Below are 25,042 nucleotides of genomic sequence, written 5' to 3' on the forward strand. Positions count from 1 at the left end.
CGTCCGCGGTGTTCGTGCCACCTCGGTCCGACTGAGTCCACTGTGGACCATCAGGCCCGGTCGGTGCCCATCCCGCGCCATAGCAGGTCGAGCAGGCTCGCGACGTCGCGGCGCCATTCGCCTTTCGGGTCGAGGTACAGCAGTCCGCCCAGTCCACGCAGGACGGTCTCGGGCGCGAGGTCCGCGCGGACGGTGCCGGCGTCGACATTGGCCTGCAGCAAGGTGGAAACCGCGCCGACCATGTCCTGGTAGGCGCCTGCGGGCAGTTCCCCGCGTGAGGCGGTCGCGGCGCGCAGGGCGTCGGCAAGGCCGCGTTTGGTCATCATGTAGTGCGCCAGATGGTCGGTGGTCCACACGCGGAACGCCTGCTCCGGTGCGTACTTCTCGAGCAGGTTCGGCACGATCTCGACGAGCTGGCGCACCTCACGCCGGTACACCGCCAGGATGAGGGCCTCCGGCGTGGGGAAGTGCCGGTACACCGTGCCGACGCCGACCTCGGCCTCCTTCGCGATGGCGTTGAACGAGACTTCGCCGGAACAGGCCAGCGATTTCGCCGCGGTGGCGAGGATGCGCTCGTGATTGCGGCGGGTGTCCGCACGCCGGGGATTGACCGATCCCGTCGTCATGGTCCCTCCTGTCCGCCGACCTCGTTCTCCGGTGAATGTAGCCGAGGAGCCCGTAGGACCTGGAGCGGCTCCAGGGCGAGCATCGACCTTGCCGAGCGGATTGTAATCCGCTAGCTTGAAAATCGAAGCGGATGAATATCCGTTTCACTTCGCGAACGGACTTCCCACCACCTCAACCTACGCCGTCGGGCCCGGCCCGGACGATCTGCGGAAAGAGATCCAGTGGACATCTCACTCGAAGTCAATGGCAGGACGGAACATCTCGGGGTCGATCCCGGGGTGACCCTGCTCGACGCGCTGCGGGAGCGGCTCGCCGTCACGGGCCCGAAGAAGGGCTGCGACAGAGGGCAGTGCGGCGCCTGCACGGTGCACGTCGGCGGCCGTCCGGTGCTCTCCTGCCTGACCTTGGCCGCCACCGTGAAGCAGCCGGTGACCACGGTCGAGGCACTGTCCACAGAGGACGGGCTGCATCCGGTTCAGCAGGCGTTCGTCGATCAGGACGCCCTGCAGTGCGGATTCTGCACGTCCGGGCAGATCATGTCGGCCGTCGCCGCCGTCGAGCAAGGCGTCGAGGACGTTCGGGAGTTCATGTCCGGCAATCTCTGCCGATGCGCGGCTTACCCGAACATCGTCGCGGCGGTCGAGCAGGTGAGGAGGGCCGATGCGTCCCTTTGAGCTGCTCGCACCCGAGACCGTCGAAGACGCGGTCGGCTCGTCCGGCACGTTCCTGGCGGGCGGGACCACACTCGTGGACCTGATGAAGCTCGATGTCCTGACACCACCGCAGGTGCTGGACATCAACGCGGTACCGCTGCGTGGCATCGACACCACCGACGGGCTCCGCTTCGGGGCGCTGGAGCGCATGGCCGACATCGCCGGACATCCCGGGGTGTACCCGGCGATCTCCCGTGCGCTGCTGCTCAGCGCCTCCCAGCAGATCCGGAACATGGCCAGCATCGGCGGCAACCTCATGCAGCGCACGCGCTGCTCGTACTTCCGCGACGTCGCCATGCCATGCAACCGGCGAATCCCCGGCAGCGGCTGCCCGGCGATCTCGGGCGCCAACCGGATGCAAGCGGTGCTGGGCACGAGCGATTCGTGCGTGGCGACCCACGCCAGCGACGTCGCCGTCGCACTGGTCGCCCTCGATGCGCGGCTCCGCCTGGTCAGCGAGACCGGGAGCCGCACCGTCGAGCTGGGCTCCTTCTATCGCGTCCCCGGCGACACTCCTGAGCTCGAGAACGACCTGCGGCCCGGCGAACTGATCGCCGAGGTCGAGGTCCCGCGACTGGACTGGGCGTCGAACTCCACCTACGTCAAGGTGCGGGACAGGCAGTCCTACGAGTTCGCGCTGTGCTCCGCGGCGGTCGCGCTGCGGGTGGAAGACTCGCGCGTCGTCGACGCCCGGGTCGCGGCAGGCGGCGTGGCCACCGTGCCGTGGCGGCTGCCCGCGGTCGAGGAGGCCTTGCGGGGTGCGCCCGCGACGGTCGCCGCCTTCGAAGACGCCGCGGCACTCGCCGCCGAGGGCGCACGCCCGTTGGCCGCGAACGGATTCAAGACGTCGTTGCTGCGGCGGACCATCGTCCGCGCGCTGCTCGAACTGACCGAGGGGAGCCGCTCATGACCAGCAGGGTGGACGGGCCGCTGAAGGTCACCGGCCGGGCCGAGTACGGGGCGGACCACACCTTCCCCGGACTCGTCCACGGTTACGTCGTGCTCAGCACGATCGCCCACGGCGAGATCGACACGATGGACGTCACAGCGGCGAAGGGCGCGCCCGGCGTGGTCGGCGTGTACACGCCCTTCGATCCGCTGGAACTGCGCACTCCGGCCACGCCGTTCATGGGCGAGACTTGGGTTCCGTTGCAGGACAAGGAAGTCACCTACTACGGCCAGCCGATCGGGTTCGTGGTCGCCGAGACCTACGAGCAGGCGCGCGACGCGGCGATGCTGGTCGAGGTCTCCTACCTGACCAGGCCGGCCCAGACGTCCTTGGAGGACGGCCTCGCCTCGGCCGAAGAGCCGCCCGCCGCGAGAGACGGTGGCCCGTCGGCTCTCGCCGTGCTCGCCCCGGATGTCGAGTCCATCGAGGACGCTCTCGCCGAGAGCCCGGTGGTCGTCGAAGCCACGTACACCACCGCGCCTCAGCACCACGCCGCGATGGAACCGCATTCCGCGGTCGCGGTGTGGGGGCCCGACGGCCTGACGATCCACAGCGGCAACCAGGGATCCAACCTCCAGGCGGCGGAGCTGGCGATGGCGCTGGACACGAAGCCGTCCGAGGTGCACGCGGTGAATCCCTTCGTCGGCGGCGCGTTCGGGGGCAAGGGCCGCACGTCCACCCCGGCGTTCCTCGCCGCGGCGGCGGCCAGGGTGCTGGACAGGCCGGTGAAAGCCGTGCTCGGCCGGGAGCAGGTCTTCACCGCGACCGCGGGCCGCGCCGCGACGGTGCAGAAGATCGCCCTCGGCGCGGAGCACGACGGCACGCTGAACGCGCTGCGGCACGATTCGTGGTGCAGCACGCCCCTGGACCGGTCGTTCGTCGAGCCGACGTCACACGGCACGTCGCGCGAGTGGTACGCCACCCGGAACCTGGCCATCAGCCAGAAGATGGTGCCGCTCAACATCCCGCCGACCACCTTCATGCGGGCGCCGGGTGAGGCACCGGGATCCTTCGCGCTGGAGAGCGCGATCGACGAACTCGCGGTCGCACTGGGCATGGACCCGATCGAGCTGCGGCAGCGGAACAATTCGACCGCTCCGCCCGGCAAGGATCTGCAGTGGTCGAGCAAACACCTCGACGAATGTTTCCGCGTCGGCGCGGCGCGATTCGGCTGGGCGGATCGTGCGCCCCACGGGCGCACGGACGGCGACTGGCTCGTGGGCATGGGCACGGCCACCGCCATGTTCCCCGCGCTGCGGTTCCCGGCCACGGTCGGGATCACCCTGCTGCCCGACGACACGGCGGTCGTCGCGACCAGCGGGGCGGACCCCGGGACGGGCCTGCTGACCGTGCTTTCGCTGGTGGGCGGGGAGTCGCTGGACATCCCGCCGGACCGGGTGGTGCCGCGGCTCGGCGATTCGACCCTGCCGCCCGGAGGCATGTCCGGCGGTTCCACGGCGACCGCGAGCGCGGGCACGGCCATCATGATCGCCGCGGCCAAGGCGATCGACGAGCTGCTCGCACTGGCGTCGGCACTGGGCGCGCCGTTCGACGGCATGGACGTCTCCTACGCGGACGGCCGGGTGCTGGCTGGAGACCGGACGATGTCCTTCGGGGAACTGTTGCGGGCACTGGGCCGACCCTCGTTGTCCGTGACCGGTTCCTCGGCTCCCGGCGAGGAGCTGACGAAACATTCGTTCAGCTCGTTCGGTGCGCAGTTCTGCGAAGTCCGCGTGCACAAGTGGACCCGCGAGATCCGGGTGTCCCGCATGCTCGGGGTGTTCGACGCCGGCCGGATCATCAACCCCGTGGCGGCTCGGAGCCAGATCCTCGGAGGCATGATCTGGGGTGTTTCGGCAGCCCTGCACGAGGGGTTGGAGGTCGAGGAGAATGGGCGATTCGCCAACGGTGACTTCGCGAGCTACCTGATCCCGGTGAACGCGGACATCCCCGAGGTCGACGTCCACTTCCTCGAGTACCCGGACACCCTGCACAACTCGGTCGGCGCGAAGGGGCTGGGCGAGATCGGCATCGTCGGGATGGCGGCGGCCGTCGCGAACGCCGTCCACAACGCCACCGGCATCCGGGTCCGGCACATCCCCATCCTCATCGAGGACCTCCTCGACGAGTCCTAGGAGATCGTGGAGATTCGGGACACGTGACGTCCCGGATCTCCACGATCGCGACGGTCGCCGAGGTCACTGAGCCACGTCACATCGGGCGTACCCGCGGTATCGGGGTGGCCGTGCCGTAACCGTCCGGGGAGGAGACCTCCACCGGAATCGACAGCGGCCGGCTGACCGTCCGGGTCCACACCGAGTCGATCCAGTCGGCGGCCGTGTCGACGACGAGGTCCGCCGAGAGCCCTCGCGGAAGCGGCGGTACGTCGGGTTCCCAGCCTGTTTCGTGGTGGACGACGCCGAACAGATGGCGGTGTTCGTCGATCGGTTTGTTCAGCACGTAGGAATCCCGGCCTTCGAACCTGGCCCAGACGTCGAAGGTGCCCTCGCCGTCCTGGTCGGGGAAGACCTCGATCTGCAGGCTTTCGACGGTGTCCCCGATCGCCTCGACGATCCTCCTCAGCTTCGTGGCGACGTCTTCGGAATGCGCGTCGAGCACGCGGCGCAGTCTCCGGCGGTACTCATCCTGGTCCACACAGGACAATTTAGCGCGCCCGTGTGACCGGACTAGCGCCCCTTGTCACTCATGACCCCGGAACTCGGCATCGCCGGTCCGTCAATGCGCGGTCGCCCGATGGCGCCCGTAAGGCTTGGCGTCGAGAAGCGTGACGCGCACCGCCCCGCCGCTGGGCACGCGATACTCCCGCCTCTCGCCCGGTTGCGCGCCGTGAAGCGCGCGGCCGAGCGGGGAGTCGGGGGAGTAGACCTCGAGTGCGCCGTGGCCGGCCTCGTCCCGCGTGCCGAGCAGGAAGGTCTCGGTGTCGCCGTCGTCGTACCGGACGGTGAGCACCATGCCGGGCTCGGCGATCCCGTCGTCGGGAGGATCCTGTCCGACGACGGCGCCGCGCAGCATGTCCTCGATCTGGCGGATCCGGGCCTGCCGGTGGGTGTTGTGCGCGATTTCGTCGTCGCCGTACCGGCCGCCGGTGCCGGGGCGCCGCAACGTGGCGAGTTCCCGCACCAGGCGCGCGTGCGCTTCCCGGGTCAGCCATTGGCCTGACGAGACGGTCGACATGATGGTGATCGCCTTTCGGGGGATACGTCTGTGGGGGCCGGGTGCGGAAACGGCCCGACCCCCACAGACCTTCGGTGAAGCCCGCGTCGGTCAGCGGGCCTCGGGTTCGGGTGACTTGTGCCGGAAGACGCCAGCGTCGGTGGCGAACCCGATCGCGGCCTTCAGCAGAAGGTCCTTCTCGGCGCGGAGGAGGGCGTTCTCGGCGCGAAGACGGTCCACTTCGGACTGTTCAGTCGGCGGGGTTCCGTTGTCCGGAGTCATCGGCGAAGCGGGTCGAACGGGCGCAGGGCCTCAGGCTGTTTGCCGGTGGTGATGTGCTCGGCCAGGAGTCGTCCGGTGATCGGGCCGTGGGTCAGTCCCCACATCCCGTGCCCACCGGCGACGTAGAGCCCCGGGGTGCTCGTCGCGCCGATCACGTGCCGCCCGTCGGTGGTGACCGGGCGGGAGCCGACCCATTCGTCGGTGCGCCCCTCCCAGTCCAGGCCGGTGAGGAAGGGCCGTGCTGACGCGATGATCGCGGCGATCCGGGCCGGATCCAGCGACGCGTCCGGCTTCCGGAACTCCATCGTCCCGGCCACACGGAGGCCGTCCCGGTACGGCGTGCACGCCACACGGATGTCCGGCAGGTAGAGCGGGCCGGGCACCGGGCGGTCGGTCGGCCCGGTGAAGGAGTAGCCGCGTCCGGCGCGGACGGGGACCTTGACTCCCCACTTCCGGCCCAGGTCACCCAGCCAGGCCCCGGTCGCCAGCACGACCGCGTTGGCGTTCACCGTCTGGCCGGTCTTCGAGCGCACGCTCAGCGCGTGCCGGTGCGCGCGCAGGGAAGCGACCTCGAACTTGTGGCGGATCGTGCCGCCCCGGCCGACCACCGCCCGTGCGAGCGACTCGACGAACCGGCCAGGGTCCACGTAGCGCTGACCGTCGATCCGGACGGCGGCGCCGAGCCGGGCCGTGGCCTGGGGGAACCGCTCGGCGAGATCGGCCGCGGTGAGTCGTGTCCAGGAGATGTCCTGCCCCGTCTCCGCGATGCGCCGCAGTTCGGAGATCAGCGCCGAGGCCTGGTCCGCGGTCTCGAACGCCGCTGTGATCGGCGCTTCGATGGTCGGCGCGTCCACCCCGTTCGCGGTGAGGACGTCGAAGGCTTCCAGGCACTCTTCGTTCAGGGGCGAGTTCGCTTCGACCGCGCGGGTCCACGATCGCCCGGTGCAGTTCGCGGCGAGGCGGGCGAGGAACGACCACAGTCGTGGATCGGGGGACGGCGGGACGTGCAGCGGTGCCTGCCGGTCCAGCAGGGTACGCAGCCCGTAGCGCAGGACGGCGGGTTCGTTGAGCGGGATCGCGAGGCCAGGGGAGAGCCAGCCGGCATTGCCCCATGACGCTCCCGCCGCGATGCCTTCGCGATCCAGCACCGTGACGCCGACGCCGCGTTCTTGCAGGAACCACGCGGTCGACAGGCCGACCACGCCGGCTCCGATCACGATCGCCGAACGCGGGCCGCCGTCGATCCGGTCGAGCTCGCCCATGAATTCCTCCGCTGCACGAGTGGTGCTGTCGCGGTCAGGATGGCTCGGATCCGGGCGGTGGAGATTGTCCGGATCCGACAATCCGGGCGGATCGTTTTGGTCGGAACGCTCAAGGGGCCGGTTCGGACACGGCCAGCTCGATGATCATCGCCAGCCGTTTCGCGGGCTGGTCGAGGCGGAGTTCGGTCACCTTCGCCATCTTCCGGAGCCGGTAGCGGATCGTGTTGGGGTGGACTTCCAGCCGCTCGGCTGCCTCCGCGAGATCCCCCTGTGCTTCGAGCCAGGCGCGCAGCGTCGCGACGTAGCTGGTGGCGTTGGCGCTGTCGTGCCGCCGCAACTCGGTGATCGGGCCGCGGGCCGGAGCCCTGCCGGACGCCGCGGCGGCTCGCAGTCGTTGCACGAGGATGTCGTCCCAGGCCTCGTCGTAGGCGATCGCGGATTTCGTGCCCGGCCGCACAGCGTGCAACGCAAGGCATTCGTCTGCTTCCAGCCTGCTGGCCGGCAGTTCGGCCGGCGCCGCGCCCGCACCGATCCCGGCCAGCATCGTCACCTGCCGGGGCAGCGCCTCGCGGATCGAACGCACCCATGCCCTGGCCGCCCCGACGTCGTCCCCGGGCAGGACTGTGTAGACGGTGTTGCTGAACAACGTGCTGCGGCCGGGCCGTGACCAGCCGAAACCCGTCGTCGCCCGCTCGAACGCGAGCAGGAGCGCGGCGTGACGCTCATCGCCGATGTGGGCCTGGAGCGCGATCACCCGGAACCGGCCGGGAGGCAGGCCGAGCCTGCTGAGCACGGCCGCCGCGTCCGGCGTTCCCTCCACCAGCCGGATCACGAGATCGGATTCGACCTGCCGCTCCAGGTCCGCGCTCGCCCGGGAACGCAGGAGGTGCAGGCCGACCGTGCGCGAACTGTCCCGCAGGACCGCGCGTCGGGTGTCGGTCAGCGGCCGGTCGCATTCCACCCAGATCGAGCCCAGCATCTCCCGGCCCGCGCGAACGGCGACGACCATGCGCCCGGTCAGCCCGTGTTCGGGATCGGCTTCGACGAACAACGGCTCGTCGGATTCCGCGAGGTGCCCGAACACGCCCCGCCGTTCGAACAGTTCGCGGACCGGCTCCGGGACTCGCCTGCCGAGGATCGTCTCCAGCCGCGCCCGGTCGGCCAGGTGCTGCCGGCTGGAGTAAGCCAGGACCCGGGAGAGCCGGTCCTCGATGGTCACCGCGCTGCCGAGCGCGTCCGCCAGGCTGTCGGCCAGCGCGAACAGGTCGGTCGGACCGCGGCCCGATTCGGTCTCGCGGCCTTCCAGGACGAGCCCGTAGACCACGCCGGCGAGCTGGCCCCAGGAGACGTCCGGCTCCACCAGCAGCACCGCGACGCCGCCGCGCTCCGCCCGTTCGGCCGCCGCCGGATCGGGCGCCGCCCCGCGGACCAGGACGACCGACGCCCGTGCCGCCGCGGCCAGATCGACGGCCGTCGCGACGGAGTCCGTCCCGACGGCGAGGTACACGTCTCCGCGGAGGTCGCGGGGGTCCGCAGCGTCGTGTATCACCACATCGCGCAAGGCCGCCTCGCGCGACACCGGGCAGCACCACAGCCGTGCCCCGTACCCACCCAGGACGTTCACGAGCCGATCCAGCGTCACCATGGCCGCGACCCTGCCATCAAATGATGCCGGACACGACGCGTTCACCCGTTGACTGTGAGTTTAAGAACCTTTTACACTGCGATCGTTAGGAAACTTACTTAACTAAAGCGACTCCGGCTGACAAGTCGCCGCCCACCGCCGGTACTCGCCGACTCCGCAACGTCGAGGAGTTCGCATGAAACGGAGAACACCCCTGGCCGGTGTCGCGGTGGCGACGCTGGCCCTGCTGGGGCAGACCTTGATCTCGTCGGGTACCACCGCGCAAGCGGAATCACTGCTGTCCGGGGGCAAACCGACCACGACCTCGTCGGTCGAGGGCGTCGAGTTCGGCGGCGCCAACGCCGTCGACGGCAACGCCACGACCCGGTGGGCGAGCGAGGAGATGGTCGATCCGCAATGGATCGCCGTCGACCTCGGCGCCACCGCGACCGTCACCAAGGTCAGACTGAACTGGGAAGTCGCCTACGCCAAGACGTACAAGATCCAGGGCTCGGCCGACGGCAGGACCTGGACCGACATCAAGTCCGTCGTCGACGGCGACGGCGGCATCGACGAACACCTCGGCCTCAACGCCACCGCCCGCCACATCCGCGTCCACGGCACGGCTCGCGGCACGACCTACGGCTACTCGTTGTGGGAGCTGGAAATCTACGGTGACCGCGTCGGCGGCGGAGACACGCAGGCGCCGACGGTGCCCACGGGTCTCGCCACGAACGCCACCACGACGGACAGCGTCACCCTCGGCTGGACCGCGTCCACCGACAACGTCGGGGTCACCGAGTACGAGGTGCTCCGCGACGGGAACGTCGTCGGGACCACGGCGACGACCACCTACACCGACAGCGGCCTGGCGTCCGGAGTGGAGTTCGGCTACTCCGTGCGGGCACGGGACGCGGCGGGCAACGTCTCCGCGGCGAGTCCGGTGATCAGGGCCGCGACCCAGCCGGGCGGCACCGGCCCCGTCACCCTCGCGCTCGCGGGTGACATCGCCAACCCGGAGCTCTTCTCCACGCACCAGGGGACCGCGAACCAGGTCGCCAGGATCAACCCGAAGTACGTGCTGACCGTCGGCGACAACCAGTACCACAAGGGCACCATCTCCGAATACCGCTCGCACTACGACAAGACGTGGGGCAAGTTCAAGAGCATCACCAAGCCCACAACGGGCAACCACGAATGGGACGACCAGCTCAGGGGCTACAAGGAGTACTTCGGCGCGATCGCGTACCCGCAGGGTTTGCCGTACTACAGCTACGACATCGGTGACTTCCACTTCGTCGCGATGGACTCGAACCCGATCTACACCGGCGGTGGGTCCGACCAGGTGACCTGGCTGCGCAACGACCTGGCGAAGAACACGAAGTCCTGCGTCATCGGGTACTGGCACCACCCGCGCTTCAACTCGGGGAACTCCGGGGACAAGAGGCAGATGGCGCCGCTGTGGAACGAGATGGCCAACGCGAAGGCGGACATGGTGATCACCGGACACGATCATCACTACGAGCGGACGAAGCCGCTGGACGTCAACGGCCACATCGACGAGGCCAACGGCGTGCGCTCGGTCATCGCCGGCATCGGCGGCGACAGCCTCTATCTCGATTACAAGGCCCGTGAAGGCGTGGAGAAGATCCTGGGCAAGCACGGGGTGATGAAGCTGGTGCTCAAGGGGAAGACCTATTCCTGGGAGATCATCGGCACCAACGGGGAACTGCTCGACAAAGCGGGCCCGTACACCTGCCGGTGACAACGAAAGGGGACGGCGTGAAGCTCCCGGTGAAGTTCGTCGTGGCGCTGGCGGGTGTCGCCGCGCTCGCCGCCGCCTCGGTGGTGTACGTGGTGCAGGCCAAGGCGAACAGCCCCGAGCGGCGGACGGGCGACGCGGCGATCGCGGTGGATTCCTCGGCGCCGGTCGTGCTGGGGGAGCCGGGACGGCTGCTGTTCCGCAACGGCGCGCCGGGGCAGGGATACGGCAACGTCGCGTCGGTCCCCGTCTACGAGCCCGGCGGTCCGCGGCGGATCAGTTCGCTCGGCTGCGAACGGTTCTACACGGCGGTCGACGGCGGCCTGTGCCTGGCGAAGGAACCCACGCCGCTGCCAGGCGCGGTCGCCAAATTCCTCGACTCCGCGCTCGGCGAGGTCAAGCGCGTCGACGTCCCCGGCATCCCCAACCGCGCGAAACTCTCACCCGGTGGCCGGATGGGGAGCTGGACCACCTTCGTCACCGGTGACTCGTACTCGACGCCCGGCACCTTCTCGACGCGAACGGCGATCATGGATCGCGAACGGAACGAGCTTTCGAGCAATATCGAGGGCATCCCGCTGCGGATCGGGGACGCGGTCCACCGGGGCGAGGACGTCAACTACTGGGGTGTCACGTTCGCCACCGACGAGCGGACGTTCTTCGCCACGGTCGCCACCGGCGGGCGGACCTATCTCGTGGAGGGCGACAACGAGGCGTGGAAGGCGCGCACCCTGCGGGAGAACGCGGAATGTCCGTCGTTGTCGCCGGACGGCACGAAACTCGCGTTCAAGAAACGCGTGGCCGACGGCGACGTCCGGCCTTGGCGGGAGCATGTGCTGGACCTGACCACGATGCGGGAGACCCCGCTCGCGGAGGCGCGCAGCATCGACGACCAGGTGGTCTGGCTCGACAACGACACGATCGCCTACGGCCTGCCGCGCGGGGACGGCAAGGAAAGCGACATCTGGTCCGTGCCCGCCGACGGCACCGGATCGCCGCGCCTGCTGGTCCCCCTGGCGTCGTCGCCGTCGGTCACGACGGCTCGTCGATAACGGCGAATCTCCCGTCCTCCCGGTACAGCCAGTACCGGCGCAGCATGCGCAACACCACGGAGACCTGCAGTGCGGTGATCCCGGGTAAGGGAGCGAGGTCCCTGGTGAGGAAGTCGGCCATTTCGTCCTCGTTCCGGAACACGCCCTGGTGGATGACCGAAGCGGTGCCGGCGACGATCGACACGTACCGCGCCGACGGATGCCGCGCCAATTCCCGGGCCACGGCCTGGATGGCGCCCGGGGTGATGGTCAGCGCGATGACCGCCTCCAGTTCGTAGCCGAGCTGCGCGGGTTCCACCTCGACGCGTGGCCGGACGATGCCGCGCCGCAACGTCGACTGGATCAGCCGGTAGGCGGTGGACTGGCTGAGGCCGAGGCTCCGGCCCGCTTCGGCCGCGGTGATCCGCCCGTTCCCCGCCAGCAGCCCGATGAGCCGCCGCTCGTCCGAGCCCACCTCGTCGGCGTCGAATCCGTCCGGCGCGGCCGGTATCACCTGATCGCGGGACAAGATCTTCTGCTGCTCTTCGCTCAGCCGGTGCAGACGCCAGGAGTCGGCCCTGGTCAGCGCCCGCAGTACCAGCTCCGAATGGGTCCCCGCCACGCCCGGCACCCCGGGGATGCGTTCGGCGAGCAGTTCGCGCGCCTCGGCTCGGTCCGGAACGTGCACGGCCAGGTAGACGTCCGACCGGCCCGCCGTCTCCGCCGCGAGCTGGACCTCGGGAAACCGCGCGAGCGCCTTCGCCGCCGAACCGGACGCGCCCGGTTCGGTCGTGACCCAGACATGCCGCGGGTTCCCGCGAGCCCTCGCGGTCCACTCGACCTGGCCGATCACCCGGAGGATCCGCTGTTCCTCGAGGCGGACCAGCCGTCGTCCCACCGTGCTGGCGGAGACGTCGAGCGCCTCGGCGAGCGTGGCGACCGAGGCGCGCGGGGCGATCTGGAGCGCCGCGACCAGGTCCAGCTCGGGTTCGGTCAGCATGAGGTGAATGTATCAGTCATCCGGCGCACTCATGTGACTGATCCATGCGGAATCTGGTTCAGGGTTGCACTATTCGTTCGCTTGAGTTTGTAATGGGCCTCCGATCAGGAAGGAGCCGCGCCGGTGAGTTCCAGCCAGGCCAGAACGACCTCACGTCCGATGAACCTCCTGCTGCGCGCGCTCGACGGCGTCGAGCGGCTCGGCAACAAGCTGCCGCACCCGTTCTGGCTGTTCGTCATCCTGAGCGCAGTGCTGGCTCTGGCCAGCTGGGGGCTCAGCGCGGCCGGGGTGTCCGCGGTGAACCCGGCAACGGGCAAGACCGTCGAGGCGAAGAACCTGTTGTCCGCCGACGGCGTGCGGATGATGGTGACCGACGCGGTCAAGAGCTACACGTCCTTCCCGCCGCTGGGCACGATCCTCGTCGTGATGCTCGGCGTGGCGGTCGCCGAGAGGTCCGGTCTGCTCGCGGCCGTGCTGCGGTCCGGTGTTTCGAAGGTCTCGCCGCGGTGGGTGACCTTCGCGCTGGCGTTCACCGGAATGGTGTCCCACGTCGCTTCCGACGCGGCCTACGTGGTGCTGATCCCGTTGGGGGCCTTGGCCTTCCGCGCGGTGGGGCGGAGCCCGATCCTGGGCATAGTGGTGGCGTTCGTGTCCATCTCCGCCGGGTACGACGCGAGCCCGCTGATCACGCCGACCGACGCCATCCTGTCCGGGCTGACCACGGCGGCGGCGCAGACGATCGATCCGGCCTATTCGGTCACGCCACTGGCCAACTACTTCTTCTCGCTCGCCTCGTCGGTCGTGCTGGCCGCCGTGATCACGCTCGTGACCGAGAAGGTCCTGGCGCGGCGCGCCGAGGCGATGCCCGTCGACGACGACGCGGAGGAGGACGATCTCGGCTCGCTCCAGCTCAGCCGCCAGGAACGACGGGGCCTGCTCGCCGCGCTCATCGCGCTGGCCGTTTTCGTGATCGCCCTCGTGCTGGCGGTGCTGCCCGCGTCGTCGCCGTTACGCGGCAAGGGGGGAAGCATCATCGAGTCACCGTTGCTGACCTCCATCTCGATCTTCCTCGCGCTGGGTTTCCTCGCGGCGGGCTGGGCCTACGGAAAGGTCGCCGGGACGGTGACCAGCAGCCGCGACATCCCGGGGTTCATGGCACACGGATTCCGCGAGATGGCGCCGATCCTGGTGCTGTTCTTCGCCATCTCCCAGTTCCTGGCCTACTTCAAGTGGACCGGTATCGGCGAGATCACCGCGATCAACGGCGCCGGCCTGCTCAAATCCGCCGGCGTCTCCGGGCCGGTCATCATGCTGGGCATCCTCGTCGTGGTGACCCTGGTGAACCTGATCGTCACCAGCGGCTCCGCCCAATGGGCGCTGATCGGCCCGGTGTTCGTGCCGATGCTGATGTTGCTGGACATCCCGCCGGAGACCACGCAGGCGCTGTACCGCATCGCGGACTCGTGCACGAACGCGATCACCCCGATGAGCCCGTACTTCGTGATGGCGCTGGGTTTCCTGCAGCGTTATCGGCGTTCGGCGGGGATCGGCACGCTGTTCTCGATGACGGTCCCGCTCTCGTTCGCCCTGCTGGTGGTGTGGACGTTGCTGTTCTTCGTGTTCTGGGTGTTCGGCATCCCGCTCGGCCCCGGTGCCCCCGTTCGGTAGAAAGGATTCTCTTGTCACACACGGATTGGTCTCGGCAGGCACTGCCCGCCATGCTCGACGATCTGCGGAGCATCGTCGAACTGGAGACGCACAGCTACGACAAGCCGATGCTGGACAAAGGCCTCGACACCATCCGGGCCTGGGTCTTCGACCGCCTCGGCGCACCCGATGCCGAGGCCCGCCACACCGACACGGTCCGCGGCGACGTGCTCGAACTGAGCTATGCGGGGACGGCGCCGGGAACGGTGCTGCTGCTGAGCCACTACGACACGGTCTGGCCGACCGGCACGCTCTCCGGATGGCCGTACACCGACGAGGACGGCCGCGTCACCGGGCCGGGCGCGTTCGACATGAAACTCGGCTTGGTGCAGTCGGTCTGGGCTCTGCGAGGCCTCCGCGAACTCGGCCTTCCGCATCCGTCGGTCAAGTTCCTCTTCAACGGCGACGAGGAGATCGGCAGCCCCCACTCACGGCCGTACATCGAAGCGGCCAGTGAAGGCGCGCTCGCCACCCTCGTCTTCGAGGCGTCGCTGGACGGGAAGCTCAAGACCGCGCGCAAGGGGGTCGGCCTGTTCGATGTGACCACCACCGGCGTCGAGGCGCACGCGGGACTGGACCCGTACGCGGGAGCGAGCGCGATCCACGCCCTCGCCGAGATCGTCGGACAGCTGGCGGCTGCGGGCTCCCGCGAACTCGGGACCACGGTCAACGTCGGCACCATCTCCGGCGGTACCGGTCGTAACGTCACCGCGGGCGGCGCGAGCTGCGGCGTCGACATCCGCGTCGCCGAACCGTCCGAAATGGACCGGATCGACGAGGTGTTCGCCGGCCTGGAGGCCGCCGATCCTCGCGTGACCGTCTCGGTCGACGGGGAGTGGAATCGACCGCCGATGACACCGAACGACCCCTCGCGAACGCTGTTCGCGACCGCTCGGAAGGTGGCCGCCGAAGAGGGCTGGGAGCTGGAGGAGACCGCGGTGGGAGGGGCGAGCGACGGCAACTTCGTGTCCGCGCTGGGCCGCCCGGTGCTCGACGGCCTCGGTGCCGTCGGAGGCGGCGCCCACGCACGCGACGAACACATCGTCGTGCGGCACATCCCGGAACGGACGGCGCTGGCGATCGGGCTGATCGCGGCACTCGTCTGAAGAGTTTGCCCGCCTCCCGCTGGGGTATCCCCGGAGCTGTCGAAAGGAGGTCACGATGGCCGACCACTTGCCGTTGGCGAATTACGACGAACTGCCCGCGGGGACGCTTCAGCATCGCATCCGTGCGCTGACGGAACCACAGCTGCGCGAACTGATCGACTACGAGCAGGAACAAGGCGGGCGTACTCGGGTCCTCGAACTACTGCGGGCCCGTCTCGACGAGGTCGTCGCCGGTGCCGAGCCCTCCGGAGGGAACCAGGACGTCACGCCCGAGGTTTCCGGCGGACGCGGAGGTTCGCCGGTTCGGGAAGCCACCGCGGCGGAACCGGGCACTCCGCTGAGGCACGGGCAGTCGGACCAGACAGCGTCGAGGGGACGCCCCTGACTGAAAACGGCCGGACCTCGTTTGCCCGTTCCACTGGTGGGTATGCCCTGGTGGAGGAGGTGTTCGATGCCTGGCCCCGCAGTTCTGGTATCGACGTCACGGAGTGGCGCGGTCAGGTCTAAGTCATGTCTTCAGTCACGTATCGCGCGTTCGCCGACCGGCGGATGGCGGGACGGCAGTTGGCCCGCCTGATCGGGCGGCCGGATTGGCCCGATCCCGTGGTGCTCGGGCTGGCAAGGGGCGGTGTGCCGGTCGCGGCGGAAGCGCCGCGAACTCGGTGCGCCGCTGGATGTGGCCGTGTCCCGCAAGATCGGCGCGCCCGGGCACCCGGAGTTCGGGGTGGGCGCGGTGACGGCGGACGGGCCGGCCTACTACGACATGCACACACTGCGCAGGCTCGGGTTGAGCCCCGCGGACCTGGAGCAGACATGCGAAGCCGAGCGAGCGGAGGCCCGCCGCCGCCTCCGTCGCTATCACGGCGATCGTGAGCCGATCACGGCGCGCGGCCGGGACGTCCTCCTGGTGGACGACGGGCTGGCCACCGGTGTCACGGCGACGGCCGCGCTGCGAGCCCTGCGTCAGGCGGAACCGCGCCGGTTGGTGTTCGCCGCTCCGGTGTGCGCCGTCCGGGCGCCCGAGATGCTGCGCGACGAGGCGGACAACGTCCTCTGTGTGGTCGAACCGGAGCGGTTCAGGGCGGTTGGCCAGTGGTACGAGGACTTCTCTCAGACCAGCGACGAGGAAGTCGTCTCGCTGCTCGAGGCGGCATCGCGAAACCGGCACTGAAAGGAGTGAGACGGACGATGCGGCACGACGAATTCATCGGCCAGGTGCAGAACCGGGCGAAGCTGTCCGACCGCGGTGAAGCGGCGGGGGTGACGCGCGCGACCCTGGAGACGCTCGGTGAACGGATTCCCGAACCGCTGGCGGCGAACCTGGCTTGTGAGCGGTTCGGTCATGACGAGTTCATCCGGCGGGTGGCACAGCGTGGCCACACCGACGGACCACAGGCCACCTACCGCTCCCGGGTCGTGCTCGAAGTCGTCGGCGAGGCCACCACTGGCGGCAGCATGGACAAGATCCGGGAATCGTTGCCCGACGACCTGCGGGTACTGGTCGACGCCGGATCGAGCGGGGCCTTGGAGTAGGCGGCGGTTCGAGGTTTCGGTGGCCGTCGAACGTGGTAGTCCTGGCGTTGTCAAGGCCCGCGCAGTTTGGGAGTGACGCCAATGACCGTTCCGGTCGTCATCGATTCCGCCGGGGTGGCGCTGTCCGGTGACCTGGTGGTCCCCGGCGAACCCCGCGGGATCGTGGTCTTCGCGCACGGATCGGGAAGCTCGCGGCACAGCGGCCGTAATCGTGCGGTGGCCGGGGTGCTGCAGGACAACCGGTTCGCCACCCTGTTGCTGGACCTGCTGACCGAGGACGAGGAACGCGCGGACCGGAGCACCGGCGAGCTGCGCTTCGACATCCCGCTGCTCGCCGACCGAGTGGTCACCGCGGTGAACGAGATCGGGCACCACGAGGTGGTCCGCGGCCTGCCGATCGGGTTGTTCGGTGCCAGTACGGGTGCCGCGGCGGCGCTGATCGCCGCGGCCAGGGAGAAATCCGTTCGTGCCGTGGTGTCTCGTGGTGGCAGGCCGGACCTTGCGAGCGGCGCCTTGACCGAGGTGAGAGCTCCGACGCTGCTGATCGTCGGCGGCCTTGACCATCCGGTCCTGGAGCTGAATCGGCTCGCCGCCGGGCGACTCGTCGCGCCGAACCGCATCGAGGTCGTGGCCGGGGCCACCCATCTGTTCGAAGAACCGGGAGCGCTGGCCGAAGTGGCGAGGCTGGCGACGGACTGGTTCGACCGGCACTTGCCATGACCGGCAGGACGTGAGCAGTGATGTCAGCACCGGAATCCACAATGGACAAGGGAGCCGTCGTAACCGGCTACGACGGCTCCGAAGAAGCACGGAAGGCCGTGCGCTGGGCCGCGGGGGAAGCCACTGCCCGCGGCTGTGGATTGGTCGTCGCCCACGTCGTCGGGTTCCCGCCCGTACCCGAGGCGGTCCCGGGTGGCGGGGCGTGGCCGCGGCCGGGGTTTCTCGAAGCCGGTCAGGAAACAGCACAGCGGCACGCCGAAGCCATGCTCGGCGACATCGCGCAGGAATGCCGCCGAGCATGGCCGGATCTGGCCGTTTCGACCCGGCTGTTGTCCGGCCGCGCACCCGACGCGCTGGCCCACGCCGCGGAGAACGCGGATCTGCTGGTCATCGGGTCGTCGGGGCTCACCGCGCTGCCCAGGCTCCTGGTCGGGTCGACGGCCAACGAACTCCTGCACGACTACCACCGGCCCATCGTGGTGGTACACGCCGGTGACGAACCGCCGGAGGACTGCGATCGGAAGGTCGTGGTCGGTGTCGACGGATCCGAGACCAGTATGGAGGCCATCGGGTTCGCCTACGACTTCGCCGACCGGCACGGCTGCGTGCTGGCGGCCTTGCACGTCTGGTCCGATCTTCCGCTCGAAGCGATGGCGGTGAGTCCTACCGAGAACGACAGGGAGATCATCGAGGAACAGGGAAAGCCCCTGCTCGACGAATCGCTGGCCGGATATCGGGAACGGTATCCGGACGTCCCCGTCCACCGCGTGATCGCCGTGGACCGGCCCACTCATGCGCTGGCGGAGCAAGCCGAGGGTGCCGCGCTGCTCGTCGTCGGCAGTCATGGACGCGGACCGCTCCGCCGTGCTCTGCTCGGATCAGTCAGCCGCGCCGTGGTTCACCACGCGCCCTGTCCCGTCGCCGTGGTCCGTCACCACAAGGACTGAGACCGGTGTCAGGGCTTGGAACCACTTCGATCCGCGGAGTCGGCCGGCTTTGTCCGGAAGGTGTTGTGCGTCCACGCGAGCGCGCTCGCGGCGGCGACTCCGCCCAGGAACACCAAACCCCTGTCGCTGAAGAGACCCACCATGATCATGAGGATCGCGGTGACTTCGGCGACGACGAGCACGGCCCACCAGGTCTGGACGCTCGCCGGACGCTTCACCTGGTCGAAGGCCGCCACGAGGTCGGGATCGCTCGCGGTCAGGTCTTCCTCGATCTTCTGCAGGACGCGGCGGTCACGGCGTAGCACGATGCCTCCTTTGTCGTCGTGTACCGCGCTTACCCCCCGGGGCGCGTGGCAAACGGGCCGGTTCGCGGCGCCGGCTTCCGGGTAGCCGAACGTCATGGACCCGGTGTCGGAGGCAAGGCGAGCGGCGTGGCCACTCCGTGATCGGCGAGATCTGGACGAGGTGCTGGAGAGGACCTCGTCAGCTCGGTATGTGCTGATCGGCGAGGCGTCGCACGGTACTTCGGAGTTCTACTCATGGCGCTCCGAACTGACGAAACGGCTGCTGGCCGAGCAGGATTTCGCTTTCGTGGCCGTGGAAGGTGACTGGCCGGACTGCCATCGGCTGCATTGCTGCGCGGCAAGCGCACCGGGTACGGCGGACGATCCGGCCGAGGTGCTGGGGGATTTCGACCGGTGGCCACGATGGATGTGGGCGAACGAGGAAGTGGCCGGATTCGCCCGGTGGTTGCGCGGGTTCAATACTTCACGACGGCGACCGGCCGGCTTTCACGGTCTCGACGTCTACAGCCTGTGGGAGTCGCTGCACGCCGTGCTGGACTACCTGCGGGCCCACGAACCCGGCAGCGTGGACGCCGCATTGGCGGCGCTCCGGTGTTTCGAGCCCTACGCCGACCCTCAGGATTACGCGTTCGCGACCCGGGTCGTGCCCGAGACCTGTGAGAACGACGTCGCCCGCCTGCTCGCCGAGTTGCGTCCCGTTCTCGACGAAAGCTCGTTGCCTGGGCTGGACGAGTCCTTCTTCGCCTGGCAAAACGCCGAAGTGGTCGCCGGCGCGGAGCGGTATTACCGGGAGATGATGCGCGGCGGCGGCCGGTCCTGGAACGTCCGCGATCACCATATGGCCGACACCCTCGACCGCCTGATGGCCGCTTATGGGCCGAAGGCGAAAGCCGTGGTGTGGGCGCACAACACACACGTCGGTGATGCCCGGGCGACCGACATGGCGGCCGCGGGGATGGTGAACCTCGGGCAGCTGGTCCGTGAACGGCACACCGCCGACGACGTCGTGCTCATCGGGTTCGGTACCCATCGGGGGAGGGTGATCGCGTCGGACTTCTGGGGCGGGCCGGTGCGTCGGCTACCGGTACCGGAAGCCCGTGACGGGAGCGTCGAGGACTTGCTGCATCAGGCTGTTCCGGACGACGACGCGGTCTTCGTCGTGCCGGGTGACTCATGGGCCGGACAGGTTCGCGGACATCGGGCGATCGGTGTCGTCTACCGCCCGCTCAACGAACGGGCAGGCAACTATGTACCCACGATTCTCGGCCGCCGATACGACGTGTTCATTCATTGCGACCACACCGACGCGGTCCATCCGCTGCATCGCCTCGAGCCTGTCGACGGTGAACTGGAGACGTATCCGTTCGCGGACTGACGGGAAGCCCCTCTCGCAACCAGCGGTCGGCCCGTTGCCAGATGAGTCGAGCGTCGACGCCAGTGGCGTTCCAAGTGGTAGCGCGGGTGGTTCCGAGTTCGCGGTACTTGCGCATGATCGCGACGTGGGCAGGCAACCCGACGAAACCGCGCAAGCCGTCTCGGTCGCGCCACACGGAGACCGAGCCAAGTCGCCGACGCAGCGGTTCTGCCCACAGCCACTGGCCGACCGCGCCGGGCAGCCGGGGCCACTCGCGGCTGAGCACGTAACCCGCCCGGTAGGCGCCCGGCGTCCTCAGGAAGTCGTCGAGGGCCAACGCGGTGACGCTGACCAGCACGTCTCCGGAGAAGTCCGCGTCCTGGCCGGGGATCCACTTGCTCTTGATCACGTTCGCTCCTCGCGTCAGCGCTCATGATACGCACATGCTTACGATCCCGGGTCGCGCCGACTACCCGGAAGACGCGCGGATGAATCCCGTCGGACCGGGTGAACGGCCAAGTCCACGCTTCCCGGTGGCAGGGCCCCGGTGACACTGCCGACCGCACCGGCCCGTCGACAGAATCGGTCATGAAGTTCATGTACCGCCTCTTGATCCTCGTCGTGGCCATGGCACTCATCGCCTCGCCGCCCGCCGTCGCGATCGGCACGCCGAAGCTGCTCATCGAACAGGACTTCCCGGACCCCGACATCGTCAAGACCGATTCCGGCTACTTCGCCTTCGCCACGAGCACCGGTGCGGTGAAGGTGCCCTACGCGCACGCTCCGGCGCCGGAAGGTCCATGGCGGGTGGCCGGCGACGCTCTCGCTGCCGCACCGAAGTGGGCGAAACCGGATGGTGGGTTCTGGGCTCCCGATGTGACCCGGCTTTCCGACGGTACGTTCGTGCTCTACTTTTCCGCGGCGGTGGCTCCCGGTGGGGAGATGTGCATCGGCGCCGCGACCGCCGCGAAGGTCGAAGGGCCGTACACGCCTGCCGGAGACGGTCCGCTGATCTGCGAACCCGGCGACGCCGGTGACATCGACCCGCAGACCTTTGTGGACTCGGACGGCGCGCGATACCTGCTCTACAAGAGCGACGGCGCGGCGGTCGGTCCTCCGGCCGCGATCTGGTCGCAGAAACTGCTCGCCGACGGGCGGACACCGGCCGGCCCGCGGATCGAGCTCCTACGCGCCGATCTCGCGTCGGAGAACGCGGTCGTCGAGGCGCCGTCGGTGGTGAAGACGCCGAGCCGGTACTTGCTGTTCTACTCCGCCGACACGTTCCAGAGTTCCGGCTACCACACGGGATACGCCACCGCACCCGCGCTGAGCGGGCCGTTCGTGAAAGCCGGTACCCCGTTCCTGTCCACCGATCTGCTCGGCGGCAAGGTCGACGCACCGGGTGGGGCCGACGTCGTCGACGGCCATATCCACTTCCACGGCTGGCTCGGGGGTGGCCGCGCCGCCCGTGGGATGTACCAGCTGCCCATCGGATTCCCGAACGACATTCCTCAGCTCGGCTGACAGGGTTTCGTCGACGTCGTTCGGGTACCCGAACGAGGAGACCGACCGAAGGAGCACCGGCGATGACAGCCCAGCCGCCCGACCCGGAACCCGAGAAAACCCACCGCGAACCAGGAGGCGGCGTTTCGCCGGGTGACACGCCGCCCGACTCGGCTCAGACGTCCGGGCTCTCGCATCCGCAGCCGATGCCTTCCAAGGCGATGCCTGTCGCCTGGCTGATCCTCATCGGTGTTCTCGTCGTCCTGGCGAGCGGGTTCGTCGTCGCGCTGGCGCTGGGGTGGCTCAAGCTGGGCTGACCACGGGCAAGCATTCGTCGAGCAGGCCGACGACGTCGTGCCACGCCCGTTCCGCGTGGCGCGCGTGGTAGGCAACCCCCGGGAGCACGGTGTGGTCGACGGTGGGGTGGTGGAAGGCGTGCTGGGCGCCGCCGTAGACCACGAGTCGCCAGTCGACGCCCGCCTCCTGCATTTCCGCGGTGAACGCCTCTCGCTGCGCGGGTGGCATGATCGGGTCTTCGGACCCGACGGCGGCCCAGACCGGGCAGCGGATGTGCGCCGCTTCGCCCGGACGGCCCGTGGTCACCGCGTTGATCGTGCCGATAGCGCGCAGGTCGACGCCGTCCCGGCCGAGTTCCAGCGCGATCGCTCCTCCGGTGCCGTAGCCGATGGCGGCGATCCGGTCCTGGTCGGTCCGCGGCTCGGCGCGCAGCACGTCGAGGGCCGCGTGGCCGATCTCCCGCATCCGGTCCGGGTCGGCGAGCAGGGGCATCACGTACGCCAGCATCTCTTCGGGGTCCGAGAACCAGCGCCCGCCGTTGATGTCGAAGGCCAGCGCCACGTACCCCAACTCGGCGAGAGCGTCGGCCCGGCGACGCTGGAAATCGTTCAGCCCCGGTCCTTCCGGCCCGATCAGGACCGCGGGACGGCGGTCGGCACCGGCGGGGAGGGCCAGGTGTCCGACCATCGTCAGTCCGTCGGCGGGGTACTCGACCGTGCGTGTGGTGACCGGCATGAACCGGACTCTAATGATCGCCGGACCCGGCCGGGCGGGTGTTCACGGACAGCGGAACCGCGTCGTGGTCGCGCGGTCCGTCCACTGTGGATTCCACGGCACAGGAAGGGACCAGGCGGAACAGAGCCATCGCGCTGATCATGCTGACGCCGCAGATCGCGGCCAGGTACCAGGTGATGCCGGTGGTCGAACCGGTGGCGTTGAGCACCGCGGTGGCGATCATCGGAGCGAGTCCGCCGCCGAGGATCGCGCCGCCCTGCAGCAGCAGCGACATACCGGAGAACCGGACGTTGACCGGGAAGGTGTCCGCGATGATGGCGCCCTGCACGCAGTGGGTGATCGGGACGAGCAGGCCCATACCCGCCAGCGCGAGCATCGCGAGCCCGGTGTTCCCGGTGTTCAGCAACGGGAAGAACGCGAGGCACCACAGCAGGAGCGCGGCCGACCCGGCGACGAACATGGTGCGCCTGCCGTGGCGGTCGGCGATCCGGGTCCAGATCGGGATGGTGGCGAACCACAGCACCGCCGATCCGGTCACCGACAGGATCAGGAACTGCCGGTCGTAGTGGAGGTTCTGGGTGCCGTAGGACAGGGTGAAGACCATGAACACGTAGGCGACCGCGGAGTTCGCCACACCGACCAGCAGGGTCAGGGCCAGCCTGCCGAAGCCGACCTTGAACGCCGCGCCCAGCGGGAACCGGACCACCTTGTCGTTCCGCGCGGCCTGCGCGAACGACGGAGATTCGGTGATTCGCAGCCGGATCATCAGTCCGATCGCGACCAGCACGACGCTCAGAAGGAACGGGATCCGCCAGCCCCACGCGGCGAACGCGTCGGCGGGCATCACCGCGCTGCTGCCGAGGAACAGCAGATTCGCCAGCACCAGACCGGCAGGCGTGCCCATCTGCGGGAATCCGGCATACCGGTTCCGTTGATCGGCGGGCGCGTGTTCCATCGACATCAGGGTCGCTCCCGCGCCTTCGCCGCCGAGCCCGATGCCCTGCACGATCCGCATCGATACCAGCAGGATCGGTGCCCAGATACCGATCGCTTGGTAGTTCGGGATCAATCCGATCAACGTGGAGCCGATGCCCATCAGCATCAGCGACACCACCAGCGTGGACTTGCGGCCGATCCGGTCGCCGAAGTGGCCGAACACCAGACCGCCGAGCGGGCGGGCGATGAACCCGACGGCGAAGGTGCTGAACGCGGCAAGGGTGCCGACCGTGGGACTCAGCGAGGGAAAGAACTGCTTGTTGAAGATCAGCGCGGACGCGGTGCCGTAGAGGAAGAAGTCGTACCACTCGAGGGTGGTCCCGGCGAGCGTGGCGGCGGCGATCTTGCGGGGCGCGGGTGCGTTCATCTGCGAAAACCCAATCGACTCGGGCGACAGCCGATCGCGGCTGCTGGCGATTGGGCAGAAGCCTGACACCGTGAGGCATAGGCCACAAATGCCGAATTGTCGGTCTGTCATGTCCAAATGGGCATAGCTCGGGAGGGGGTCACGCTGGCCGGTCCGCAACACGCTCGCTGGACCGTCGTGAGTGGCGATTCGGGTTCTGACCCGGTGTCTGAGTTCAGGACATGTCGGACAGTTGATGTTTCAGGACCTCACGGACACTGACCGGCTTGTCGGCGTGGTGACCAGGGCTTGTGTGGTGATCATGCGGCGATGGGCAGAGCAGGTTTTCCGATGGATCCTGAGTTCGTCGCCGCGATCGTCAGGTCGGCTGCGGGCGAGAAGATCAACGTGGCGCGGTTCTGTCGCGAGCACGGGGTTTCCCGTGACACCTTCTATCGGTATGTGGCTCGGTTCCGGAGCGAGGGGACCGTCGGGTTCGCCTGCCGCAGCACCGCTCCGCTGAGCCATCCGTCCGCGCTGGGTGAGGAGGTGGCCGAGGCGGTGCTGCGGGCCCGTAAAGAGCTCGAGGAGGAAGGCCTGGACAACGGGCCGATCTCGATTCGCTGGCGTCTGGAGGACGCCGGGATNGCGTTCGGTGGGCTCGGTACCGGCGCCCGTGCCCGCCTGAAGTACCTGAAGGCCCCGCTTCCCTCGGCTGAGCCGAGGGAAGCGGGCCTTCACGCGCGGCCGCTGTGCCTGCTGTGGTCGCTGGTGCACCTGAGACGAGAGCGGCGCCCCTGACGGTAGTGAAGGTCTCCTTCACTACCGTCAGGGTAGGCAAGGAGGCCTTCACGGACACATGATCAGCCCCAGCCGAATCCAGTAGGTAGGTACCTAAGACGCTCTTGGTCCTAACCCGAATCGCCACTCACGACCACGGTGACCCACGCGGCACCGTGCCCATTCACGCGTAGCCGTTGTGACTGGTGGTGCCCGTGGGGCGAAGGTGGCGATTGCCGAGTCCGTGAAGACCTCTCGGAACCAGGCCCGGGGTGGCGGTGTGTGGCTG

The 25,042-nt window shown here is 68.9% G+C and carries 25 protein-coding genes and 1 pseudogene; 16 read left to right on the forward strand and 10 right to left on the reverse strand.

Annotation, left to right across the window (positions count from 1 at the left end; translation table 11 throughout):
- Positions 1–50 precede the first annotated feature (50 nt).
- Entirely contained in the window at positions 51–626 is a 576-nt protein-coding gene (locus LCL61_RS24410) for a TetR/AcrR family transcriptional regulator (protein ID WP_340681864.1), read from the reverse strand.
- A 222-nt stretch (positions 627–848) separates the two neighbouring features.
- Here LCL61_RS24410 and LCL61_RS24415 point away from each other — a divergent pair, with 222 nt between their 5' ends.
- From LCL61_RS24415 to LCL61_RS24425, 3 genes are read left to right on the forward strand one after another with little or no spacing between them, the layout of a single operon-like run.
- Positions 849–1,301, forward strand: coding sequence for a (2Fe-2S)-binding protein (locus LCL61_RS24415; protein ID WP_340681865.1), 453 nt, complete (start codon positions 849–851; stop codon positions 1,299–1,301).
- Positions 1,288–2,250: a xanthine dehydrogenase family protein subunit M gene (locus LCL61_RS24420; RefSeq protein WP_340681866.1), complete on the forward strand. Its 963-nt coding sequence runs from the start codon at positions 1,288–1,290 to the stop codon at positions 2,248–2,250. Before LCL61_RS24415 ends, LCL61_RS24420 begins: the two co-directional genes overlap by 14 nt.
- A complete protein-coding gene (locus LCL61_RS24425; protein ID WP_340681867.1) occupies positions 2,247–4,424 on the forward strand; it encodes a xanthine dehydrogenase family protein molybdopterin-binding subunit in 2,178 nt (725 codons plus the stop codon). Before LCL61_RS24420 ends, LCL61_RS24425 begins: the two co-directional genes overlap by 4 nt.
- A 76-nt stretch (positions 4,425–4,500) precedes the next feature.
- On the opposite strand, the gene LCL61_RS24430 is transcribed toward LCL61_RS24425, so the two are convergent.
- From LCL61_RS24430 to LCL61_RS24450, 5 genes are all read right to left on the reverse strand, one after another.
- Complete coding sequence (locus LCL61_RS24430) at positions 4,501–4,944, reverse strand: DUF6389 family protein (protein WP_340681868.1); 444 nt, start codon at positions 4,942–4,944, stop codon at positions 4,501–4,503.
- Positions 4,945–5,025: 81 nt separating this feature from the next.
- Positions 5,026–5,484, reverse strand: coding sequence for a GreA/GreB family elongation factor (locus tag LCL61_RS24435; protein ID WP_340681869.1), 459 nt, complete (start codon positions 5,482–5,484; stop codon positions 5,026–5,028).
- Positions 5,485–5,574: 90 nt separating this feature from the next.
- On the reverse strand, positions 5,575–5,745 hold the full coding sequence (locus tag LCL61_RS24440; RefSeq protein ID WP_340681870.1) for a hypothetical protein: 171 nt from the start codon (positions 5,743–5,745) through the stop codon (positions 5,575–5,577).
- Entirely contained in the window at positions 5,742–7,007 is a 1,266-nt protein-coding gene (locus tag LCL61_RS24445) for an FAD-dependent oxidoreductase (RefSeq protein ID WP_340681871.1), read from the reverse strand. The genes LCL61_RS24440 and LCL61_RS24445 overlap by 4 nt, the downstream gene beginning before the upstream one ends.
- Before the next feature lie 109 nt (positions 7,008–7,116).
- A complete protein-coding gene (locus LCL61_RS24450) occupies positions 7,117–8,652 on the reverse strand; it encodes a PucR family transcriptional regulator (RefSeq protein WP_340681872.1) in 1,536 nt (511 codons plus the stop codon).
- A gap of 175 nt (positions 8,653–8,827) precedes the next feature.
- On the opposite strand from LCL61_RS24450, the gene LCL61_RS24455 reads away from it, so the two are divergent.
- Positions 8,828–10,396 carry a discoidin domain-containing protein gene (locus LCL61_RS24455; protein WP_340681873.1) on the forward strand — a complete coding sequence of 523 codons (1,569 nt, stop codon included), beginning with the start codon at positions 8,828–8,830 and terminating at the stop codon, positions 10,394–10,396.
- A 17-nt stretch (positions 10,397–10,413) separates the two neighbouring features.
- On the forward strand, positions 10,414–11,445 hold the full coding sequence (locus LCL61_RS24460) for a hypothetical protein (RefSeq protein ID WP_340681874.1): 1,032 nt from the start codon (positions 10,414–10,416) through the stop codon (positions 11,443–11,445).
- On the opposite strand, the gene LCL61_RS24465 is transcribed toward LCL61_RS24460, so the two are convergent.
- Positions 11,426–12,424: an Lrp/AsnC family transcriptional regulator gene (locus tag LCL61_RS24465; RefSeq protein WP_340681875.1), complete on the reverse strand. Its 999-nt coding sequence runs from the start codon at positions 12,422–12,424 to the stop codon at positions 11,426–11,428. The genes LCL61_RS24460 and LCL61_RS24465 overlap by 20 nt on opposite strands.
- Positions 12,425–12,583: 159 nt before the next feature.
- Here LCL61_RS24465 and LCL61_RS24470 point away from each other — a divergent pair, with 159 nt between their 5' ends.
- From LCL61_RS24470 to LCL61_RS24500, 7 genes and pseudogenes are all read left to right on the forward strand, one after another.
- Positions 12,584–14,092: an AbgT family transporter gene (locus LCL61_RS24470; RefSeq protein ID WP_340688668.1), complete on the forward strand. Its 1,509-nt coding sequence runs from the start codon at positions 12,584–12,586 to the stop codon at positions 14,090–14,092.
- A gap of 50 nt (positions 14,093–14,142) precedes the next feature.
- The gene (locus tag LCL61_RS24475) at positions 14,143–15,237 is read left to right on the forward strand and encodes a M20 family metallopeptidase (protein ID WP_340688669.1); all 1,095 of its coding nucleotides are present in this window, start codon (positions 14,143–14,145) and stop codon (positions 15,235–15,237) included.
- 55 nt (positions 15,238–15,292) lie between these two features.
- Positions 15,293–15,622 carry a hypothetical protein gene (locus LCL61_RS24480; protein ID WP_340681876.1) on the forward strand — a complete coding sequence of 110 codons (330 nt, stop codon included), beginning with the start codon at positions 15,293–15,295 and terminating at the stop codon, positions 15,620–15,622.
- Between the two features lie 125 nt (positions 15,623–15,747).
- Positions 15,748–16,408 (forward strand): annotated as a pseudogene (locus tag LCL61_RS24485) (phosphoribosyltransferase).
- Positions 16,409–16,425: 17 nt separating this feature from the next.
- Positions 16,426–16,770: a DUF2267 domain-containing protein gene (locus tag LCL61_RS24490; RefSeq protein WP_340681877.1), complete on the forward strand. Its 345-nt coding sequence runs from the start codon at positions 16,426–16,428 to the stop codon at positions 16,768–16,770.
- A gap of 81 nt (positions 16,771–16,851) precedes the next feature.
- Positions 16,852–17,490 (forward strand): dienelactone hydrolase family protein, encoded by a 639-nt coding sequence (locus LCL61_RS24495; RefSeq protein ID WP_340681878.1) that lies wholly within the window; start codon positions 16,852–16,854, stop codon positions 17,488–17,490.
- A 20-nt stretch (positions 17,491–17,510) separates the two neighbouring features.
- Positions 17,511–18,437, forward strand: coding sequence for a universal stress protein (locus LCL61_RS24500; protein ID WP_340681879.1), 927 nt, complete (start codon positions 17,511–17,513; stop codon positions 18,435–18,437).
- A gap of 8 nt (positions 18,438–18,445) precedes the next feature.
- Here LCL61_RS24500 and LCL61_RS24505 read toward each other — a convergent pair whose 3' ends face one another.
- Positions 18,446–18,742 carry a DUF3040 domain-containing protein gene (locus tag LCL61_RS24505; protein WP_340681880.1) on the reverse strand — a complete coding sequence of 99 codons (297 nt, stop codon included), beginning with the start codon at positions 18,740–18,742 and terminating at the stop codon, positions 18,446–18,448.
- Between the two features lie 94 nt (positions 18,743–18,836).
- On the opposite strand from LCL61_RS24505, the gene LCL61_RS24510 reads away from it, so the two are divergent.
- The 3 genes from LCL61_RS24510 to LCL61_RS24520 all read left to right on the forward strand — a co-directional run bounded on the left by LCL61_RS24510 (position 18,837) and on the right by LCL61_RS24520 (position 21,916).
- A complete protein-coding gene (locus tag LCL61_RS24510; RefSeq protein ID WP_340681881.1) occupies positions 18,837–20,117 on the forward strand; it encodes an erythromycin esterase family protein in 1,281 nt (426 codons plus the stop codon).
- A 567-nt stretch (positions 20,118–20,684) separates the two neighbouring features.
- Positions 20,685–21,620 carry a glycoside hydrolase family 43 protein gene (locus LCL61_RS24515; RefSeq protein WP_340681882.1) on the forward strand — a complete coding sequence of 312 codons (936 nt, stop codon included), beginning with the start codon at positions 20,685–20,687 and terminating at the stop codon, positions 21,618–21,620.
- 62 nt (positions 21,621–21,682) lie between these two features.
- A complete protein-coding gene (locus LCL61_RS24520) occupies positions 21,683–21,916 on the forward strand; it encodes a DUF6480 family protein (RefSeq protein WP_340681883.1) in 234 nt (77 codons plus the stop codon).
- On the opposite strand, the gene LCL61_RS24525 is transcribed toward LCL61_RS24520, so the two are convergent.
- A complete protein-coding gene (locus LCL61_RS24525; RefSeq protein ID WP_340681884.1) occupies positions 21,903–22,631 on the reverse strand; it encodes a dienelactone hydrolase family protein in 729 nt (242 codons plus the stop codon). The genes LCL61_RS24520 and LCL61_RS24525 overlap by 14 nt on opposite strands.
- 10 nt (positions 22,632–22,641) lie before the next feature.
- On the reverse strand, positions 22,642–23,994 hold the full coding sequence (locus LCL61_RS24530; RefSeq protein WP_340681885.1) for an MFS transporter: 1,353 nt from the start codon (positions 23,992–23,994) through the stop codon (positions 22,642–22,644).
- Positions 23,995–24,324: 330 nt separating this feature from the next.
- Between LCL61_RS24530 and LCL61_RS24535 the strand changes: the two genes are divergently transcribed.
- Positions 24,325–24,774 (forward strand): helix-turn-helix domain-containing protein, encoded by a 450-nt coding sequence (locus tag LCL61_RS24535; RefSeq protein ID WP_340681886.1) that lies wholly within the window; start codon positions 24,325–24,327, stop codon positions 24,772–24,774.
- Positions 24,775–25,042: the final 268 nt, after the last annotated feature.

The organism is Amycolatopsis coloradensis (assembly GCF_037997115.1).
Taxonomy (GTDB): domain Bacteria; phylum Actinomycetota; class Actinomycetes; order Mycobacteriales; family Pseudonocardiaceae; genus Amycolatopsis; species Amycolatopsis coloradensis_A.

Excerpts from the sequence above, each read along its gene's own strand:
- LCL61_RS24410 (WP_340681864.1), bottom strand. The coding sequence starts at position 626 with ATGACGACGGGATCGGTCAATCCCCGGCGTGCGGACACCCGCCGCAAT.
- LCL61_RS24420 (WP_340681866.1), top strand. The coding sequence starts at position 1,288 with ATGCGTCCCTTTGAGCTGCTCGCACCCGAGACCGTCGAAGACGCGGTC.
- LCL61_RS24425 (WP_340681867.1), top strand. The coding sequence starts at position 2,247 with ATGACCAGCAGGGTGGACGGGCCGCTGAAGGTCACCGGCCGGGCCGAG.
- LCL61_RS24435 (WP_340681869.1), bottom strand. The coding sequence starts at position 5,484 with ATGTCGACCGTCTCGTCAGGCCAATGGCTGACCCGGGAAGCGCACGCG.
- LCL61_RS24440 (WP_340681870.1), bottom strand. The coding sequence starts at position 5,745 with ATGACTCCGGACAACGGAACCCCGCCGACTGAACAGTCCGAAGTGGAC.
- LCL61_RS24445 (WP_340681871.1), bottom strand. The coding sequence starts at position 7,007 with ATGGGCGAGCTCGACCGGATCGACGGCGGCCCGCGTTCGGCGATCGTG.
- LCL61_RS24450 (WP_340681872.1), bottom strand. The coding sequence starts at position 8,652 with ATGGTGACGCTGGATCGGCTCGTGAACGTCCTGGGTGGGTACGGGGCA.
- LCL61_RS24455 (WP_340681873.1), top strand. The coding sequence starts at position 8,828 with ATGAAACGGAGAACACCCCTGGCCGGTGTCGCGGTGGCGACGCTGGCC.
- LCL61_RS24465 (WP_340681875.1), bottom strand. The coding sequence starts at position 12,424 with ATGCTGACCGAACCCGAGCTGGACCTGGTCGCGGCGCTCCAGATCGCC.
- LCL61_RS24470 (WP_340688668.1), top strand. The coding sequence starts at position 12,584 with ATGAACCTCCTGCTGCGCGCGCTCGACGGCGTCGAGCGGCTCGGCAAC.
- LCL61_RS24475 (WP_340688669.1), top strand. The coding sequence starts at position 14,143 with ATGCTCGACGATCTGCGGAGCATCGTCGAACTGGAGACGCACAGCTAC.
- LCL61_RS24480 (WP_340681876.1), top strand. The coding sequence starts at position 15,293 with ATGGCCGACCACTTGCCGTTGGCGAATTACGACGAACTGCCCGCGGGG.
- LCL61_RS24490 (WP_340681877.1), top strand. The coding sequence starts at position 16,426 with ATGCGGCACGACGAATTCATCGGCCAGGTGCAGAACCGGGCGAAGCTG.
- LCL61_RS24495 (WP_340681878.1), top strand. The coding sequence starts at position 16,852 with ATGACCGTTCCGGTCGTCATCGATTCCGCCGGGGTGGCGCTGTCCGGT.
- LCL61_RS24500 (WP_340681879.1), top strand. The coding sequence starts at position 17,511 with ATGTCAGCACCGGAATCCACAATGGACAAGGGAGCCGTCGTAACCGGC.
- LCL61_RS24510 (WP_340681881.1), top strand. The coding sequence starts at position 18,837 with ATGGACCCGGTGTCGGAGGCAAGGCGAGCGGCGTGGCCACTCCGTGAT.
- LCL61_RS24515 (WP_340681882.1), top strand. The coding sequence starts at position 20,685 with ATGAAGTTCATGTACCGCCTCTTGATCCTCGTCGTGGCCATGGCACTC.
- LCL61_RS24520 (WP_340681883.1), top strand. The coding sequence starts at position 21,683 with ATGACAGCCCAGCCGCCCGACCCGGAACCCGAGAAAACCCACCGCGAA.
- LCL61_RS24525 (WP_340681884.1), bottom strand. The coding sequence starts at position 22,631 with ATGCCGGTCACCACACGCACGGTCGAGTACCCCGCCGACGGACTGACG.
- LCL61_RS24530 (WP_340681885.1), bottom strand. The coding sequence starts at position 23,994 with ATGAACGCACCCGCGCCCCGCAAGATCGCCGCCGCCACGCTCGCCGGG.